The sequence below is a fragment of the Streptomyces sp. NBC_01750 genome, assembly GCF_035918095.1.
GTDB lineage: Bacteria > Actinomycetota > Actinomycetes > Streptomycetales > Streptomycetaceae > Streptomyces.
The window spans coordinates 7,918,315-7,934,220 of sequence record NZ_CP109137.1; the positions used below are offsets into that span (position 1 = coordinate 7,918,315).

The 15,906-nt window shown below is 69.2% G+C and carries 11 protein-coding genes and 1 pseudogene; 6 read left to right on the top strand and 6 right to left on the bottom strand.

Annotation, left to right across the window (positions count from 1 at the left end; translation table 11 throughout):
* Window positions 1–135: 135 nt before the first annotated feature.
* Window positions 136–1,611, top strand: a complete 1,476-nt coding sequence (locus OG966_RS35815; protein WP_406730393.1) for a PepSY-associated TM helix domain-containing protein — start codon at window positions 136–138, stop codon at window positions 1,609–1,611.
* Between the two features lie 62 nt (window positions 1,612–1,673).
* Here OG966_RS35815 and OG966_RS35820 read toward each other — a convergent pair whose 3' ends face one another.
* A complete protein-coding gene (locus OG966_RS35820) occupies window positions 1,674–3,359 on the bottom strand; it encodes a class I adenylate-forming enzyme family protein (RefSeq protein ID WP_326654234.1) in 1,686 nt (561 codons plus the stop codon).
* The gene (locus OG966_RS35825; RefSeq protein ID WP_326654235.1) at window positions 3,356–5,137 is read right to left on the bottom strand and encodes a CoA transferase; all 1,782 of its coding nucleotides are present in this window, start codon (window positions 5,135–5,137) and stop codon (window positions 3,356–3,358) included. Before OG966_RS35825 ends, OG966_RS35820 begins: the two co-directional genes overlap by 4 nt.
* A gap of 143 nt (window positions 5,138–5,280) precedes the next feature.
* On the opposite strand from OG966_RS35825, the gene OG966_RS35830 reads away from it, so the two are divergent.
* Window positions 5,281–6,492 carry an acyl-CoA dehydrogenase family protein gene (locus tag OG966_RS35830; RefSeq protein ID WP_326654236.1) on the top strand — a complete coding sequence of 404 codons (1,212 nt, stop codon included), beginning with the start codon at window positions 5,281–5,283 and terminating at the stop codon, window positions 6,490–6,492.
* Here the strand turns inward: OG966_RS35830 and OG966_RS35835 are convergent.
* Together OG966_RS35835 and OG966_RS35840 are read right to left on the bottom strand one after the other, a co-directional pair.
* On the bottom strand, window positions 6,479–7,555 hold the full coding sequence (locus OG966_RS35835; RefSeq protein ID WP_326654237.1) for a sugar ABC transporter permease: 1,077 nt from the start codon (window positions 7,553–7,555) through the stop codon (window positions 6,479–6,481). The genes OG966_RS35830 and OG966_RS35835 overlap by 14 nt on opposite strands.
* Entirely contained in the window at window positions 7,552–8,667 is a 1,116-nt protein-coding gene (locus OG966_RS35840) for an MFS transporter (RefSeq protein WP_442806784.1), read from the bottom strand. The genes OG966_RS35835 and OG966_RS35840 overlap by 4 nt, the downstream gene beginning before the upstream one ends.
* A gap of 262 nt (window positions 8,668–8,929) precedes the next feature.
* Here OG966_RS35840 and OG966_RS35845 point away from each other — a divergent pair, with 262 nt between their 5' ends.
* Complete coding sequence (locus tag OG966_RS35845; RefSeq protein ID WP_326654239.1) at window positions 8,930–9,715, top strand: hypothetical protein; 786 nt, start codon at window positions 8,930–8,932, stop codon at window positions 9,713–9,715.
* A 138-nt stretch (window positions 9,716–9,853) separates the two neighbouring features.
* Window positions 9,854–10,552, top strand: coding sequence for a sigma-70 family RNA polymerase sigma factor (locus OG966_RS35850; protein ID WP_326654240.1), 699 nt, complete (start codon window positions 9,854–9,856; stop codon window positions 10,550–10,552).
* Between the two features lie 901 nt (window positions 10,553–11,453).
* On the opposite strand, the pseudogene OG966_RS35855 reads toward OG966_RS35850, so the two are convergent.
* Window positions 11,454–11,588: pseudogene (locus tag OG966_RS35855) on the bottom strand (IS110 family transposase); the annotation flags it as partial.
* 727 nt (window positions 11,589–12,315) lie between these two features.
* Window positions 12,316–13,101 carry an FkbM family methyltransferase gene (locus OG966_RS35860; protein WP_326654241.1) on the bottom strand — a complete coding sequence of 262 codons (786 nt, stop codon included), beginning with the start codon at window positions 13,099–13,101 and terminating at the stop codon, window positions 12,316–12,318.
* Window positions 13,102–13,425: 324 nt separating this feature from the next.
* On the opposite strand from OG966_RS35860, the gene OG966_RS35865 reads away from it, so the two are divergent.
* Both OG966_RS35865 and OG966_RS35870 read left to right on the top strand, forming a co-directional pair.
* On the top strand, window positions 13,426–15,171 hold the full coding sequence (locus tag OG966_RS35865; RefSeq protein ID WP_326654242.1) for a thiamine pyrophosphate-binding protein: 1,746 nt from the start codon (window positions 13,426–13,428) through the stop codon (window positions 15,169–15,171).
* Complete coding sequence (locus tag OG966_RS35870; protein ID WP_326654243.1) at window positions 15,159–15,800, top strand: SRPBCC family protein; 642 nt, start codon at window positions 15,159–15,161, stop codon at window positions 15,798–15,800. The genes OG966_RS35865 and OG966_RS35870 overlap by 13 nt, the downstream gene beginning before the upstream one ends.
* Window positions 15,801–15,906 lie beyond the last annotated feature (106 nt).

Consider the following 15,906-nt stretch of genomic DNA (forward strand, 5'->3'; position numbering starts at 1 on the left):
CGGCGCCGATAAGGCGTGCGCAGAGGCGAAGTCGGTTCCGGGCCAAGGCCAGCACCCGCCACCGCCGGCCGGCGGAGTCCACTTACCGGCTTTGCTTGCCCCGCCCATTGCGGCGGGCACCCATGGGGAGAACCGATGTCGTCCAGACCGCCACAAACATCGCAGCCCGACCACACACCCGTCGCTGCGCCTCCTGCCGCAGCGGCGTCCGAAGATGCGACGGACACCGCCCGCTCGGGCCGATCCTGGCAGGGCGTGCGTGCTCTGCTGATGCGCCTGCACTTCTACGCCGGGGTGTTCGTCGCCCCGTTCCTGCTCGTGGCCGCCTTGACGGGGCTGGCCTACACCTTCACGCCTCAGCTCGACCAGCTCGTCTACGGCGACGAACTGCGCGTCGAGCAGGTCGCCGGTGAACCGCGCCCGCTGGCGGAGCAGATCGCCGCCGCCCGCGCCGTCCACCCGGAAGGCACCCTGGCGTCGGTCATCACCCCGACCGGCCCCGAGGACACCACCCGGGTGGTGCTGTCGGTTCCGGAGCTGGGCGAGAATCAGCGCACAGTCTTCGTCGACCCCTACACCGCGAAGGTGCAGGGCGACCTGACCACCTGGTGGGGTTCGACGCCGCTCACCACATGGCTTGACGACCTCCACCGGAATCTGCACCTGGGGGAGACCGGCCGCCTCTACTCTGAGGTCGCCGCCAGCTGGCTGTGGGTGATCGTCGCCGGAGGTCTCGTGCTGTGGCTCGGACGCAGCCGCGGGCAGCGCGCCAAGTCGATGCGCGGCGTCCTGCTTCCGGACCGCTCCGCAAGGGGTGTACGTCGCACCCGCAGCTGGCACGCAGCCACAGGGGTTTGGCTCGCCGTCGGTCTGCTGTTCCTGAGCGCGACCGGCCTGACGTGGTCCCACTACGCGGGTGACCGCTTCGGACAGTTGCTGGACGCAGTCCGAGGACATGCACCGGAACTCGACACCGCGCTGCCCGGCGCCGAGGCGGCCCCCGAGGACGAGCACGCAGAGCATGCCGGGCACGGCGCCGAGAAGGAGCCGGCCTCGGCGGATCCTGCCGATTTCGATGCTGCGCTCGCCGTGGCACGCAAGGCGGGCCTGGGCGGCACTGTGGAGGTGACGCCTCCGGCGGACGCCGCCAGTACGTGGACCGTGGCCCAGGGCGACAACGTGTGGCCGGTGCATTACGACCAGGTCGCGGTGGACGTGGAGAAGAGCGACGTCACGTCGCACAGCCGGTGGGCGGACTATCCGGTCCTGGCCAAGCTCAGCAAGCTCGGCGTACAGGGGCACATGGGTGTGCTGTTCGGGATCGTCAACCAGATCGTGCTGGCGGTCATCGCGATCGGCCTGGTCCTCGTGACCTTCTGGGGCTACCGCATGTGGTGGCAGCGGCGGCCGACCCGCGACGACCGCAAGGCCACGTTCGGGAAGGCCCCGGCCCGTGGGGTTTGGCGCCGACTGCCACTGCCCGTGCTGATCGTGGGTGTACCGGCAATCGCGGCCCTGGGCTGGGCACTTCCGGTTCTGGGTGTCACGCTGCTCGGGTTCCTCGTGGTGGACCTGGCTGTCGGGCTCGTCCGGCGGGGCCGCGCGGCCTAGCGAAGGGCGGGAGGGCGCGCACCCGCGCGCCCTCCCTGTTCCGTCTCGGACGGGCTTGTGTGTCAGCCCGCCTGGACCAGAGGAGCCGTCGTGGGGGCCGGGTGGGCGCTCTCGGCCACGTCTGCCCGGAGGGCAGCGCGGTCGGGCTTGCCCGCCGGAGTCAACGGAAGCTCCTCGACGACCAGCAGGTGTTCGGGGTGCTTTCGTTGCTCCAGCCCGCACTGAGTGAGGTGCTCACACAGCGACTCGAGCGTGGGGCCGTCCCCGGATCGCGGCACCACGCAGACCGCCAGCCGCTCGCCCATCAGCTCGTCCGGCACACCCACGCACACCACGTCACGGACCAGCGGGTGCGAGGTGAGCTCGCGTTCGACCTCGGCGGGGCTGATGTTCGCGCCGCCGCGGATGACGATGTCCTTGAGGCGTCCGACGACGTGCAGGACACCGTCCTCGTCGAGGAAACCGAGATCCCCTGTGCGTACCCAGCCGTCGGCCGTGCGGTAGCGGGCGTCGAGTCCGGGGTCGCCCACGTAGCACAGCGGAGTCATCGGCCCGCGCGCGACGATTTCCCCTACGCGGCCCTCTGGCAGCGCCTCCTGGGTTTGCGGGTCGGTGATGCGGATCTCGGCCACGCGGTCATCGGGGCGGCCGGCGACCACCCCGTAGTTGTCGGTGCGCGGTGTCGTGTTGTCCAGCCCTGTATGGCAGTTGACACCGTCAGCCGAGCCGTAGAGGTTGACGACGGGACAGCCGAACGCCTGCGCAGCGGCTGTTGCCGTCGTCTCGTCGAGAGGCTCCCCGCCCAGCACGAGGGCGGTCGGGGAGGGGAGCTTGTCGCCCGCTTCGCGGAGCCGGTCGAGCATCATGCGGACCATGGTGGGCACGCCGAGGATATGCGTGGGCTCGTGCTCCCGTATCGCCGCGAGTGCGGCTTCCGGGGTGAAGTGATCCAGCAGGACAAGCGTGCCGCCGTGCCGCGCGAGGGTGACCGCGGTGCCATTGGAGCCGAAGGCGGTGGAGAGGGGCACCAGGAAAAGGCAGCGCGGTGGGGTCTTGTCGGGGATGAGTGAGGCGAGGAAGTTGCCGCGTCCGCCGGCCAGTGCGTTGTGCGAGTAGGCGACCATCTTCGGCTCCGCCTCCGAGCCGGACGAAACGAGGATGCGGGCCGCACTCTCGGGGTCGGGTCGGGCGGGCACGAAGCCGCTGGGGTCGGAGCGCATCAGCTGCGAGAGCGGAATCGTTCCTTCAGGGGCTGTCCCTGGTCCTGCCGCGATGACGTGGGCCAGTGAGGGAAGCGCCGTGGACAGGGTGCGCAGGTCGGCGGCGTGATGCGAGCCCCGGTATTCGCTCGCGGTGATGACCGCGACGGCTTCGGCGCGGCGCAGCAGACACTCGGCCTCCAGGCTGCCGCGGCCGACCGGGAACGGCAGGGCAACCGCACCCACGGCGGCGATTGCCAGATCGGCGATGACGGCGCCCCGGTTGTTGGGGAGTTGAGTGCCGACCACATCGCCCGGTCGTATGCCGAGGTTTCTGAGGCCGGTGGCCAGACATCGCACCTTGCGGTCCAGGGCGGTGTAACAGAGTTTGCCCTTGGCATCGAGGATGGCGGTCCGGTGCAGGTCCGCGATCTGGCGTGCGCGGAACAGGCTGTAGAGGTCGAGGTCGGGGCAGGTGCCGTCGACCACCCAGGAGCGGCGGAGTTCGGCGGGCAGCAGGTCGTGCAGTGTGTTCGTGCCGGGGGTCATACGAAGCTCCAGGGGTCGCGGACGGTGAGGGCGCCGTGCGTGTCGCGGCTGATCGAGCCGGCGAAGCGCGGGTCGTCGTGCAGGCCGGACATGTCGGTCGTGACGGGTGTCGCGGTGAGCCCGTGGGCGCGGAGCTGCCGCAGGGCCTCGTCCGTGGGCAGGTTGCGCAGGTCGTACGCGGCTGCGTCGGTGGAGCGGTCGTCGCTGGGCGCGATCCAGCCGTCCGCCGTCGGCAGGGGACGGCGGAATCCGCTCGGTTTCCTGGGGCTCTCGCCCCGAGCTGCCCGGGCCAGGGCGGGTGCGGTCAGGGTGTCGGCGGCGCCGAGGAGCGAGGAGTCCACGCGAACGCCGTGGCCGGTGCGTTCGCGCAGCAGCAGCCCGGCGAGCACGGCCTCGGTCCCGATCAGCCCGCCCAGCACGTCGAGGAGGGTCATCAGGGAGGGCGCTGGTGGCTCGCCCTCGGGCCGTACGGCCTCGCCGACACCTGTGCGTGCCTGGACCATGAAGTCCGTTCCCATCGGAGCATCGGGCAGCCGGTCCGCCCAGCCGCTGGTGTAGGCGTAGACGAGTGCCGGGTTGGCCTCGGCGAGGTCCTCGGCGTCCAGACCCAGCTCGGCCGCCTTGCCCGGAGCCCAGTTGTGCAGGAAGACGTCGGCCTCCGCCGCCATCTCCCGCAGTCGGCGCCGGTCGCCCGGAGACTTGATGTCGATCTCGACGGCCTGCTTGCCCCGGTTGAGGGCGAGCCAGCGGGCGGAAATCCCTGAACAGGCGGGTGGCATGCCGCGCAGTGGGTCGCCGCCCGGGGGCTCTATGCGGATCACGTCGGCACCGAGCAGTCCCAGCAGGTGTGCCGCGAGGGGAGCCTGGATGCGGCGGCCGGCTTCGAGGACGGTGAGCCCTGCCAGCGGCCGGACGGGGGTCGGGACGGGCGTGCCGCCTCTGCGGCCGGTGGGCCCGATGAGGTCCAGGGACCACGGCGCGGCGCCGTCGTGCTCCGCTGCCCTGTCGGCGAGCGTGCCGAGAACGCACACCTCGGCGCCCGAGACCGATGCGGCCTGCCGGATCCGCTCCAGGGCGTGCGCCTGCGTCGTGGTGTGCAGGACGTGCGGGAAGGGGGCACAGGCAGTGGCGTACCGGAACTGGAAAGGCCGCCAGCCGGCCCGTATCGCGTCGGCCGGTGCGTCCAGTCCGCGCCAGAAGCCGGCCCAGGCGCCCGGATCGAGGGTTTCGAGTTCGAAGAGGACACCGTCGGCCGAGGTGAACGGCGGCCCCCCGGGGGCGATTTCGGCCGCCTCCCCCTCGTCGGCGCCGGCGGCGGCGAGGTACTGGGAGACGGCGAGCAGTCCGGCGTGGTCGGCGCGTGTCGTGAGCCGGGTCGGTGCGTCCACGCCGCGGGCCTGGGCCAGCAGTCCGGCGAGGAGCCCCTGCACCGTGAGGACAGCGGTGGCCGTGGCCGTGTAGTCGGCGGCCAGGCCCCGCGGTGCGCCGTCCCTTCGTCCGTGCACGGCCATGATGCCGGTGGCCGCCTGCACAGTGGCCTCGTCGCTGATCCCGGTCCCGGGAACCGACCAGGTCGTGTGCGCCTCTGCCGGTCGAAAGCCCCCGCCGGTGAGCTGGGTGCGACCGGTTGGCGAGTCGCCGGTGGCGTGGGCGGCCGTCTCGGCGCCGAGACGGCGCAGATGGTCGCCGATCACCTTCATGATCTCCGGCGGTCCCGAGGTATCGAAGCGCAGAGTGTCGAGTGGCCGGACCGTCCGCGTGGTGACTGGTGACGCCATGCCTCTCCTCTCCTGGCGCGGCGGCGGTGCCGTCGCCCGGGTTGTTGGTACGCGGGAACTCGGGCCGGTTCGCACCCGACCAGTTCCACGTAGGAGCAGTCGGACAGCCGTTCCCATGGGTTCCCATGAACTGGAGGAGAAAAATGGAGAGTCGAGACGGCAGGGGCGCCGAACGCCCACAAAGCGGCGATGGCACCGCGCAGTTGCGGAAACGTGTCGAGGACTTCATCCGCGGGTGGGTGATCCCGGAAGAACCGGTCCTGGACGCGGGCGGGCCCGCAGCCGCGGCGGCCATGGGTGACCTGCAACGCCAGGCCCGGACAGACGGACTGTGGGCCCTGCCGCTGCCCGGGGAACTGGGCGGCGGCGGCCTGACCCTGGCCGGGTACGCCGAACTCGCCGAAGCCGAAGGCGCGAGCGATCACGGCGCGACGGCACTCGGATCCGCTTCGCTGCTCGACGTCAGAATGCTGGCGCGGCACGGCAGCGCCCGCGTCCGCGAGGACTACCTGAAACCCCTGGTGACCGGGGACATGCGCAGTTGCTATGCCATGACCGAGCCCGACGTGCCCGGCACGGACCCGTTCATGACCGGCACGCGCGCCGAGCAACACGCGGACGGAAGCTGGTCCGTCACCGGCCGCAAGTGGTTCACCTCAGGAGCTGCGGACGCCGACCTGGTCACGGTCCTGGCCCGCACCGACGGGACGACCGGCGACCGTGCCGGGCTCTCCCTGCTGCTGGTACCCACCGACTCCCCAGGCTTCCGGCCGGTGCGGGAACTGCCCCTGCTCGGCGCGGCCGGCCAGTGGGAGATCGAACTCGATCACGTCACCGTCCCCGGCGACCACATGCTCGGCGAACGAGGGCAGGCGCTTGCCATAGCGGGCGAGCGACTCCAACTGGGGCGCACCCTGCGCTGTCTGCGCTGGCTCGGCCAAGCCCGCCGGGCGTTCGACCTCATGTGTGAACGGGCCGTCGCCCGGAACGGATCCCGCGGCCCGCTCGCCGGGCACCAACTCGTCCAGCAGCACGTGTTCGACGCACTGCTGGCCCTGCGCACGACCCGCCCGCTCGTTCACGAAGCCGTGGTGCTGATCGCCGCCGGGCGGGACGCGCACACCGAGGTGGGTCTGGCCAAGGTCGCAGCGGCCCGCATGCTCCAGCAGGTCACCGATTCCGCGATACAGGTGCACGGTGCGGCCGGCCTCGGACCGGACACCGCGCTGCCGGCACTGTTCCGCACAGGTCGCGCTGCCCGCATCCTGGACGGTCCGGACGAACTCCACATCACGTCCGTGGCGCGCCGGGTCCTGCGCGGCTACGGGCAGGAGCTCACCTCTACACCTCGGTGACGTCGACGAGCCCGGAGAGGGCGGCCAGGCCGAGCGCCAGGAAGAAGTCGCCCCAAATCAGTTCGTGCTGCACGGCAATGCCCTTTCCGGCGTCGTAGCAGCCGTCCAGCAGCATGCCGGCGGGGCGGTCACCGTCGCCCGCGGACAGATGGGCGCAGACCAGACGCCCCAGGATCGCGGCGGCCCTGTCCGAGAACTCTGTGGACCGGGGCCCACGAAGACGCGCCAGTTTGAGGAGCGCAACAGCAGTGACAGCGGCAGCCGACGTGTCCAGGTGCCCTTCCGGACGGTTCTCGTCGGCCAGCGGCACGAGTGAGCCGGTCAAGGCAGCGCCATCGGCCACCAGTTGTTCGGCTGCGGCCTCCAGGCGGTCCGGCCGCCACCCCCGGGCCTCGCGACTGTGCAGGGCGTCAGCGACCGCCAGCAGCAACCACGCCCGGCCACGGCTCCAGCCCGGCGCCGGGTCGTCGCAGGGCTGCCAACCCGTATCTGCGGCGAAGTGCCAGGCCGGCTGCAGCTGGTCGTCCCTCAGGCAGAGGTCGAGGTGGCGGTACAGATGCTGACCCGCCGCCACGGCTCCTCCGGGACCTGAGGCAACAAGCAACTGCACCACACCCGGAACGCCGTCAGCACGTGCCAGCATCCGGGGTCCGCCGAGCGCCGATCCCCAAGGCACAAGGCCGAGTTCATGGTCCATGGCCGTCAGGCAGGCGCGGGCGGCACGAGCGCGAAGTGCAGCCGCCCGGTCGTCCCCGGCAGCCAGAGCGGTGCCGTACCAGAGGATCAGCCCCCGGGTGGCTGTGTCGGCCTCCGCCCAGGGCGCCAGGCGCGCCGTGCACGCCGATGCAGCGGCCCTGTCGTCGCTCTCGCCGGTCTGCCTCGCCCGCAACCACAGCAGCCCCGCCCAGAATCCACCGGTCCACGAACCCCGGCCCGTCGCTGTCCACCGTCCGCTCACCGGATCGGCGAACAGCGGAAAACGGGCCCCGACTTCCGCCTTGGTGACAACCACTCTCTCCAGGACCACAGCCAGTGCCTCGCCGAAGCGTTCCTGCGAACTCATGCCGATGCACCCGCCCGCTCACGCCGGTCGCGTACCGCCCATACGAACGCCACAACTGCCGCTGCCGCGAACTCCGCCGCCACCACCAGCCAGCCCGTCCCGTAGCGGCCGGCCTCCGCAAGCAGACCGAAGAACGGCGGCCCGACGGCGAAACCGGCGAAGAATCCGGCGGCGACCAGCGCCGAATCCTGCCCCGCCCGGCCGGGTTCGGCCCGCTGCATGACCAGAACCATGGAGACGGCGTTGCCCGACACGGCGAACACACCCACGGCCACAGCAGCCACCCATGCGAGCGGAGGAACATAGAGCGCCGCCATGAGAAGCCAGGCCGACCCGACCGCACCGGCCGCAAGCCACCCCGGCAGCCACTCGGCGCGCCCTGGCCGGGCCGCCTTGGACCACCCCACCCGGCCAACGATCCCGGCGACACCCAGCACGGCGACGAGGGCACCGGCCGCGGTAGGTCCCAGGTCGAGCTCCTGGGCCCCGAACAGCGAGAGGTAGGTGTTGACGGAGGCGATGCCGCCGCCCAGGAGCAGCGAGAAAACGGCCAGCCAGGCGACATGCCCGCGGGGCGCGAGGGACGCACACGTTCCGACTGCCGGCGGTGGCGGATCGAGTGGCATGGCACGCAGCGTCCAGAGGGAGGCCAGGACAGCCGCACCAGCGGCCGTCCACACCGCGCCACGCCATCCGATTCCACCGGCAAGTGCCGCAAGAGGCAGTCCCGCCGCAAAGGCCCCCAGCTGAACCCCCGACTGCTTCATCCCCGTAACCGCCCCCCGCCGCGCGGGCGGAACGGCAGCGAGAATGGCCTTGTTCGTCGCGGGATTCGCCAACGCCTGGGGCAGACCGCCCAGCGCCACAGCAGCCAAGAGCAGTCCGGTTCCCGGCGCGGCACCGATCGCCGCCAGCGCGGCCGCCGTCACCACCAGCAGCACAACGAGCCCACGCCGGGGGCCGATTCGGTCCACGATCCGCCCACTCACGGGAGACAGCACGGCCGCCGTACCGAAGCCGATCGTCGTCGTCAGGCCGAGCACCGTGGCGGAGATCCCCAGTTCGTCCACCAGCCGAGGACCGAGCGCACCCAGCAGGAACAGTTGCAGCATCGAGAAGGCCATCGCGCATGTGAGCAGAACCGTCAGCCATCGCGCCGTCCGGCCATCCGTATCCGATGTCGACGCCGCCACCGATGCCCCCTTCCACGCCGCGGTCCCTCCGGCGGCTATGCAGAGAAGTCGGACAAGCCAACTCCCCAGTTCCAGGAGCATCTTGTGGCGTACACCACATCCCCTCAAGTGAGGCGTCGGTCATTCAATTTCCGTACCAGCCCGTGCCCATCACGGGAGGAAATGCAAGGATGAGCCAGCCATGACTCCAGGCCGATGTTGCCGCGCGCTACGGGCTGCCACCTTCGCAGCCGCCTGCGTGCTGCTCGCGGCCGTCGGCCATGCGCTCATGTCGGGGAAATCCGTCCCTTGGTGGGCCATGTCGGCGGCGTTCGCCACCACATGCGCAACCGCTTGGGCGCTTGCGGCCCGTGAGCGGGGCGTCCTCGTCGTCACATCGGTCACGGTCGCGGCCCAGGCCGTTCTGCACACAGCATTCTCACTGGCCCAGGCGACCGTGAACCCCGCACTGCCGGAGAGTGCTTCCTTCACCCGACAATGGGTCGCTTACCTGCTGTGCGGATCAAAGAACTTCACCACGCTCCCTACCGCTGAACCACTGAGCGTTGCCGGGAGCGCAGGCGGTCACGTGCACGCGTCCCTCCCCACCACGGCCCACATGGTGCTTCCCGACGGGGGCGGCCATATCCACCACGCCATGGGGGCGATGGCGGACAGCACGCTCCCGTCTGCCGGAGACGGTATGGCCGCCCACATGTCGCCGACCGGCATGCTCGCAGCCCATCTTCTGGCCGCGCTGCTGTGCGGCTTCTGGCTCGCGTACGGCGAACGGGGCGCATTCCGCGTTCTGCGATCACTCGCCGGCTGGCTGGTAGCTCCCCTGCGCCTGATCTTCCGTCTGACCGCGCCACCGCACCGGCCGCGCATCCACGTTCGACGGGTACGCCGAGCAGTCGTGCTGCGGAAACTGCTCCTCATCACCGCCTTCACCACACGAGGCCCACCACCCGGGATCGCTGTCGTCTGACAGCTGGTTCCCCGGACGCGCGTCGTCTTTCACCGCGCGCTCCGGGCATCGGCCATGCCGTCCGGCAGGCCGTACCACTCACCGGCCCTGCCGATCACGCGGGAGCCGGATCCCGAATCGTTCGAAGGACAAGTGGCGATGACCCCTGCCCTGCCCCCACACCACACCGCCCCTGGCGACACCAAACAGACGCGGACCGTGCACAGCGCCGATGAAGCCGTGACCCAGTGGGCGCTGGCCGCGCGTGGCGGCGACCCCGCTGCCGTGGACCGCTTCGTACGCGCATTGCACCGCGACATCTGGCGCTATGTGGCCTATCTCAGCGCCGACGCACAGGCCGCCGACGACCTCACGCAGGAGACCTTCCTCCGGGCGCTGGGCAGTCTCCACCGGTTCGAGGGCCGATCGTCGGCACGGACCTGGCTGCTGTCCATCGCGCGCCGCACGGTGGTGGACAGCCTTCGCCATGCGGCCGCGCGTCCCAGAGTGTCGGACCGCGACGACTGGCAGGCAGTAGCGGAGCAGGCCCAGCCCCGTGGGGTGCCGGGCTTCGAGGACGGGATAGCACTCGCAGAACTTCTGGCGATCATCCCAGCGGAGCGCCGCGAGGCGTTCGTGATTACCCAGCTCTTGGGGCTGCCCTACGCCGAGGCGGCCGAGGCCATCGGCTGTCCGATCGGGACCGTCCGCTCACGTGTCGCGCGCGCCCGCACATCGCTGATCGGCCTGCTCACGGATACCGACACGTCAACCGTCGATCAGACACGAGCTCCCCTGAACGAACGCCGACGGCGTTCAGCGGCAGCGTCGTTGACCGCCATGGCGGCTGCTGCCTGACAAGCGGGGCTTAGCGGTGCCCGGCCTCCTGCTGAATGCCGTCGGGACGCGCGGCGAGCAGACCCGTCGGTTCGGTAGTCAGATTCGCCACCGGGCTCCACCCATTGTGGGGTGGAGCCCAGTCGCATCGGAAAGGCTCTCCGCCGCGCGCTGGTACGTCCTCCCCGCGGTTGCCTGTGTCGAGTAGCCGATTGTGTGGCCCACCGAGCGCGTGAAGGGGCGCTGTGTGGACGCTGTGTGGACACAAGCATCTGCACAGACCTGCAAAGCGTGTTCAAGAGTCACAAGCAATACCGCCACTGACCTGCGTAAGCGCCCAAGATCTGAGCAGAAGGACAAAGGCCGTCACGATCACCAAAGGACTCATAATCCGTCGGCCGTGGGTTCGAGTCCCACCCGCCCCACCAGTCACGTGCCCTGACCTGCAGAAACGTCTCTTCGGTGGCTCTGAGTCACAAACTCGGGTCCAACGGAGAGAATCCGCTGCTCACGAGTACCGCTTGAAGTGTTATGGCGGGCGCGTGGGTGCTCCTTCCGAGGCGCTGACCTGCGGCGATGCAGAACAAGCTCGGCCGCTGGAAGTGACGCAGCGGAGCCGAAAAGCAAGATCCAGTGGACGCTCAGGGGACACGAGGAAATGGAAGGCTCGCAGGAGGCTGGGCGGCCTGACCGAAGGCGCCGTGGGCGCACGCGCCGTCGGCCATCGCTTGGTCTGGGTGATCCGCCACAGTCGGCGCGGCTGTTCGCCCTCTTCGAAGGCGTCCACCGGATGCACGCGCAATCGAGAATCGGGGGGCGGCGCCCGTGTGGCGGACGGTGTAGACGAGGAGTCCTCTGGGGCGCACGCGGGCGATCGCGTCCATCGCTGCCTGGATCTCCTGCGTCAACAGCGCCATGCTCGCCAGCCGACGAGCATCTCCAGCTCGGCGATGGTTTCGTCTTCCAGTTCGACCGAGCGGAGCGTGTGCGGCATGACGCGGGCATCGGTCTTGGCCTCGCCGGGATAGAGGTCGGCGATCCGCCGCATCGTCAGCCCAGCTTGCCGAACACCTCGCGGAGCTTGGGCTCGCTGTTGGGCAGCCGCTTGTCGACCGCGCCGCACCGGCCGTTGCCGCAGAGGGTTATGGTCGCCAGGTCTGCCGTCGTACGAGAGGGAACCGCGCGATACCGAAGGGCAATCCGCGCCGCACCGGCCGTTGCCCCAAGTCCAGGCCCGGCACGGTGAAGGCTGCACCGAGCGCCCGCTCGGCGGCGTCCACCCCGAGCGGCTGAAGGCCAATCACATTCCCTTCGGCACCGTTCCCGGCTATTCGCATGCGATCCGCCGGGCGCAAGAAGCACGGCGGCGGGCTCCGTAGCCCTCGCCGAAGCGACTCCGAACGGCTCACTCCCTGCTCAGGGACGTTCTTGGAACCCTTGCCCGCGGGATTCAACCCTCTCTTCAAAGACCAAGGCCATGAAGTTACGGCGTTGTGCTGACGGCAAGGGCTGTTGTGAGCGGCCAGAGCCAGCAGCAGCGGCAGATCACCGTTCTCCACACTGACTGCATCCCCCGCACCCAGCGCCCCTCGCCGACGCCGTCGCCTTCCTCACTGGCCCCGGCTCGCTCTACATCACCGGCACCGACCTCCTGAGCGACGGCGGCCAGGCAGCCTGGATCCGCTGCCACCGGGCGGCTTGAGCGCCGCGCGACCGACCGCCCGGGCAGGGCGTCCCACCCAAGGCCGACAAAGAGGGCATCAATCAAGCCCGCGGATCCTGGTTCAGTACCGCATCGCGGTGACCATGTGGAGGCTCGTTCGCCGGAACATCGCCGGCTGTGACACGGTCACCTCGTACTGCCGCGCTCGGAGTCGGTTTGCCACGTTCGCCAGTCCGTCGTCGATGTCGTGAACTTCCATGACGATTCGACGAATGCGCGGCCACAACTCGCCGTTCACCCCATCGAGCACCTCGATCTCGGCGCGCTCGACGTCGATCTTCAGGAGATCGATGGTTCCGACGTTGTGCTCCTTGAACACTTCGGTCAACGTGGTGGTCGGCACCGAAAAACTCTGTTCGGCAGCATCCCGCAGCCGCAGGAGGTCCAGCGCCTCCTGGGCGTTGCCACCCGTGTTGGTGATGAGTGCCTCGATGGTGCGCCGGTCGTCCACGTTGTCCACATGGATCGTCGAAGTGCAGGGAGCAACCGGCGAGTACGTGAGCTTCCGGTTCCCCGGCCTCGCCCCGAGCGCGTAACGGAAAGGACGGCCGCCCGGCACGTGTCGGGACAGGTTGTCCCGCAGGCACTCGAAGGTCGGCGGCGCGGGCTCGAACGCCAGGATCCTCGCATGGGGAACGTGATCGGCGAAGAAGACGGCGGCGAGGCCGTAGTGCGCCCCCACGTCCGCGATCAGCGCACCGGAGCCAAGCCCCTGCACCGCCATGAGATACGCGCTGTTCTGGGTCACGTCTTCCCAGACGGCCAACATTTCCGATGGTGACGTGCACGAAATTGTGCGGCCATCCGGAAGAAAGTCTGTCGATTCATGCGGGGCACCCGACGTCACGATGCCTCCTCCCCGGTCCGACATCTGATCCTGTCAGCTGCGCCCGGAATTCTTGTCGCCATTTGTTGCCGGTGTCAAATGATTAACCCGAAAGAGTCGCATCAGTTTCACTTGACGCGGGCATGCGGTGCACCGCATGGGGCAGGTCCCGTCGGACCCGCACAGCCCCCGATCGGCTGAACTTTTTTGAACGTCACCCCTGCTCTCCCTGCTCCGATAAAGGGTCCGCCATGGTCTGAGCGTTGATCCATGCTAGTAAGTACTCCGAATGATGAATCGCCTACGCGGTGGACTCGCCGTCCATGCCCCTATCCAGAGGAATTCATGCAAAGCGCGGACAGCTTCTCACCGCCGACTGGTGGGATCGCCAACCACAGCACGCGGGCCGACGTCACCCAGGTCCGGACGGTGGACCGCCTCGTGGGTGAACTCGCATCGCTTGGGGTCACTCACGTGTTCGGTGTGAGTGGCGCCAACATTGAAGACCTGTACGACGCGTTGCACCGCAGCGCCACAGTGACCGGGATCCTGGCCAAGCACGAGTTTTCCGCGGGGACCATGGCGGACGGCTACGCCCGGATCGGAGGCGGCCTAGGTGTCGTCACCACCACATCGGGCGGTGGCGCGCTGAACGTGGTAGCCGCGCTCGGCGAGGCGTACACGTCGCGCATCCCGGTGCTCGCGCTCATCGGTGAATCCGCGACCCACTTCAACGGGCGCGGCGCCTTCCAGGATTCAAGCGGCTGCAACGGCACTTTGGACGCGGAGCGCATTTTCAGCCCGGTGTCACGCTATTGCGCCAGAGTGAGCTCGCCGGACGAGGTGGCTTGGCGACTCGGCGAAGCGGTCTCTGCCGCCTTGTCGTCGCCCGGTGGCCCCGCTGTTCTGCTGTTGCCCAAGAACGTGCAACAGGGGCTGACCGACTCCGTGCCCACCGTGTCCCCCCGGCCGCAGGCCGACCCCGCGCCGCTCGACCGGAACCTCTCACATGCGTCGTCCGTATTGGAATCGGCCAGCCGCGCCGGTGGAGTCCTCGTCATTGCCGGTGACGGTGTGGCGCGCGCCAATGCGCGCGGTTCACTGGCCCGGCTCGTGGACAAGCTGGACGCGAAGATCGCGGTGACTCCGGATGCCAAGGACGTCTTTGACAACACCGATCCTCGTTTCGTCGGCGTGTGCGGGGGCATGGGGGGACACCCGACGGTCGCCGAGACCCTGGCAGGTTCCTCGGCCTGCCTGCTGATCGGGACCAGGCTGCCGATCGTCGCGCGCGACGGGCTGGAGGATCTGCTCGCGAGCCTGCCCGTGGTGTGCCTGTCCCCTGAGCAGCCATACGTCGACGCCGTCGTGGTGACCGGGGTCCTGTCCGAGACGCTGCCCGCGCTGATCCGGCGGCTGGGCGAAGCGCCCGGCGGCGTCTTCGGTCCGGGCCCGCACGTCAGGCACCTGGAGGCGCCGGCCCGGCCGGGCGGTGGTCTTGGCTACCGGGACATCATGGCCGTGATCGAGGAGGCGTTGCCGAGCGACGCGGCCGTGTTCGTCGACGCTGGCAACTGCGGTGCGGCGGCGATTCACCACCTTCCAGCGCCCCGGCACGGCCGGTTCGTGGTGACCCTCGGAATGGGGGGCATGGGCTACACGTTCGGTGCCGCGATCGGTGCGAGCTTCGCCGCCCCCAACAGGCCGAGCCGTGTCTACGTAATTGCCGGTGACGGCTCGTTCTACATGCACGGGTTCGAGTTGCACACCGCCGTCGAGTACGGGCTGCCCATCACGTTCGTCATTCTGAACAATAACGCTCACGCCATGTGCGCGACCCGAGTGCGGGTCTTCCATGGAGACGGCTACAGCAATAACCGGTTCGGGCGGACAGATCTGGCGGCCGGAATTAACGCGATGTTCCCTTCCCTCGATGCCCGGAACGCCGCCTCGGCGGAAGAACTCACCCGTGCACTCGCCGACGCGCACACCACGCCGGGGCCGACGTTCATCTCGGTCGACTGTGACGTCGATGAGGTCCCACCCGTCACTTTGTTCCTGGAAAAGGAGATGGTTCCGTGTCCACGTTGACCGCTATTCCCGGCCTGGTCCGCATCGAGAACTGCCCGCAGCCCGAGGCCCTTGAGAAGATGCAGGGGCTCACGCGTCCGAAATGGCACCACGAAGAGATCTTCGGCAAGTACTGCTCACTCAGCGAGCACATCGATGCCCCGCCCCGTGAGGTCTACGATTACATGGCCGACACCAGGAGTCTCGCCGAGTGGACGCTCACCCTGCGCAAAGTGACCGAGACCGGTGAACCCGGACTGTGCGTCGCCAACGAGATGCTGTGCGACAACAGCACCCAGATCTACGTCCGTACGCTCGCCAACCCCGAGGCGATGACGGTGGACTACCACTGCGCGTGGGACCAGGGCGAGCACCTCTGGATGATCTACCTGATGCGCGTCGTGGACGCACAGCTCGTCCTCAACCGTCCGGGCTCGGTGGTGCTGTGGACGAACTGCCGACACCCCTTCTACGACCGGAATCCGTGGCCGGAACTCTCCCCGGCCCCCAGCCGCCGGTGGGTCGGCGAGTTCTGGGACCTGTTCTACGCATGTCACTGGATCGAGCTGCAGAACCTGAAGAAGATCTGCGAGTACAGGCACGCCCATGGGCAGCCGATCACTCCCGACTGGTCCAAGGTGGACGCGTGAGTACCGCGCCTGGGGTGCGGACAGGGCTGTTGCAAAGTCTTTTGATCTTGGATGAGTGCAGCTCAGGCGGGACCGAGTAGGTCCAGTGGGCGGCGGAAGCTGTCGT

Coding starts and splice junctions, on each gene's coding strand:
- OG966_RS35815 (WP_406730393.1), top strand. CDS start 136: ATGTCGTCCAGACCGCCACAAACATCGCAGCCCGACCACACACCCGTC.
- OG966_RS35820 (WP_326654234.1), bottom strand. CDS start 3,359: ATGACCCCCGGCACGAACACACTGCACGACCTGCTGCCCGCCGAACTC.
- OG966_RS35825 (WP_326654235.1), bottom strand. CDS start 5,137: ATGGCGTCACCAGTCACCACGCGGACGGTCCGGCCACTCGACACTCTG.
- OG966_RS35830 (WP_326654236.1), top strand. CDS start 5,281: ATGGAGAGTCGAGACGGCAGGGGCGCCGAACGCCCACAAAGCGGCGAT.
- OG966_RS35835 (WP_326654237.1), bottom strand. CDS start 7,555: ATGAGTTCGCAGGAACGCTTCGGCGAGGCACTGGCTGTGGTCCTGGAG.
- OG966_RS35840 (WP_442806784.1), bottom strand. CDS start 8,667: ATGCTGCAACTGTTCCTGCTGGGTGCGCTCGGTCCTCGGCTGGTGGAC.
- OG966_RS35845 (WP_326654239.1), top strand. CDS start 8,930: ATGACTCCAGGCCGATGTTGCCGCGCGCTACGGGCTGCCACCTTCGCA.
- OG966_RS35850 (WP_326654240.1), top strand. CDS start 9,854: ATGACCCCTGCCCTGCCCCCACACCACACCGCCCCTGGCGACACCAAA.
- OG966_RS35865 (WP_326654242.1), top strand. CDS start 13,426: ATGCAAAGCGCGGACAGCTTCTCACCGCCGACTGGTGGGATCGCCAAC.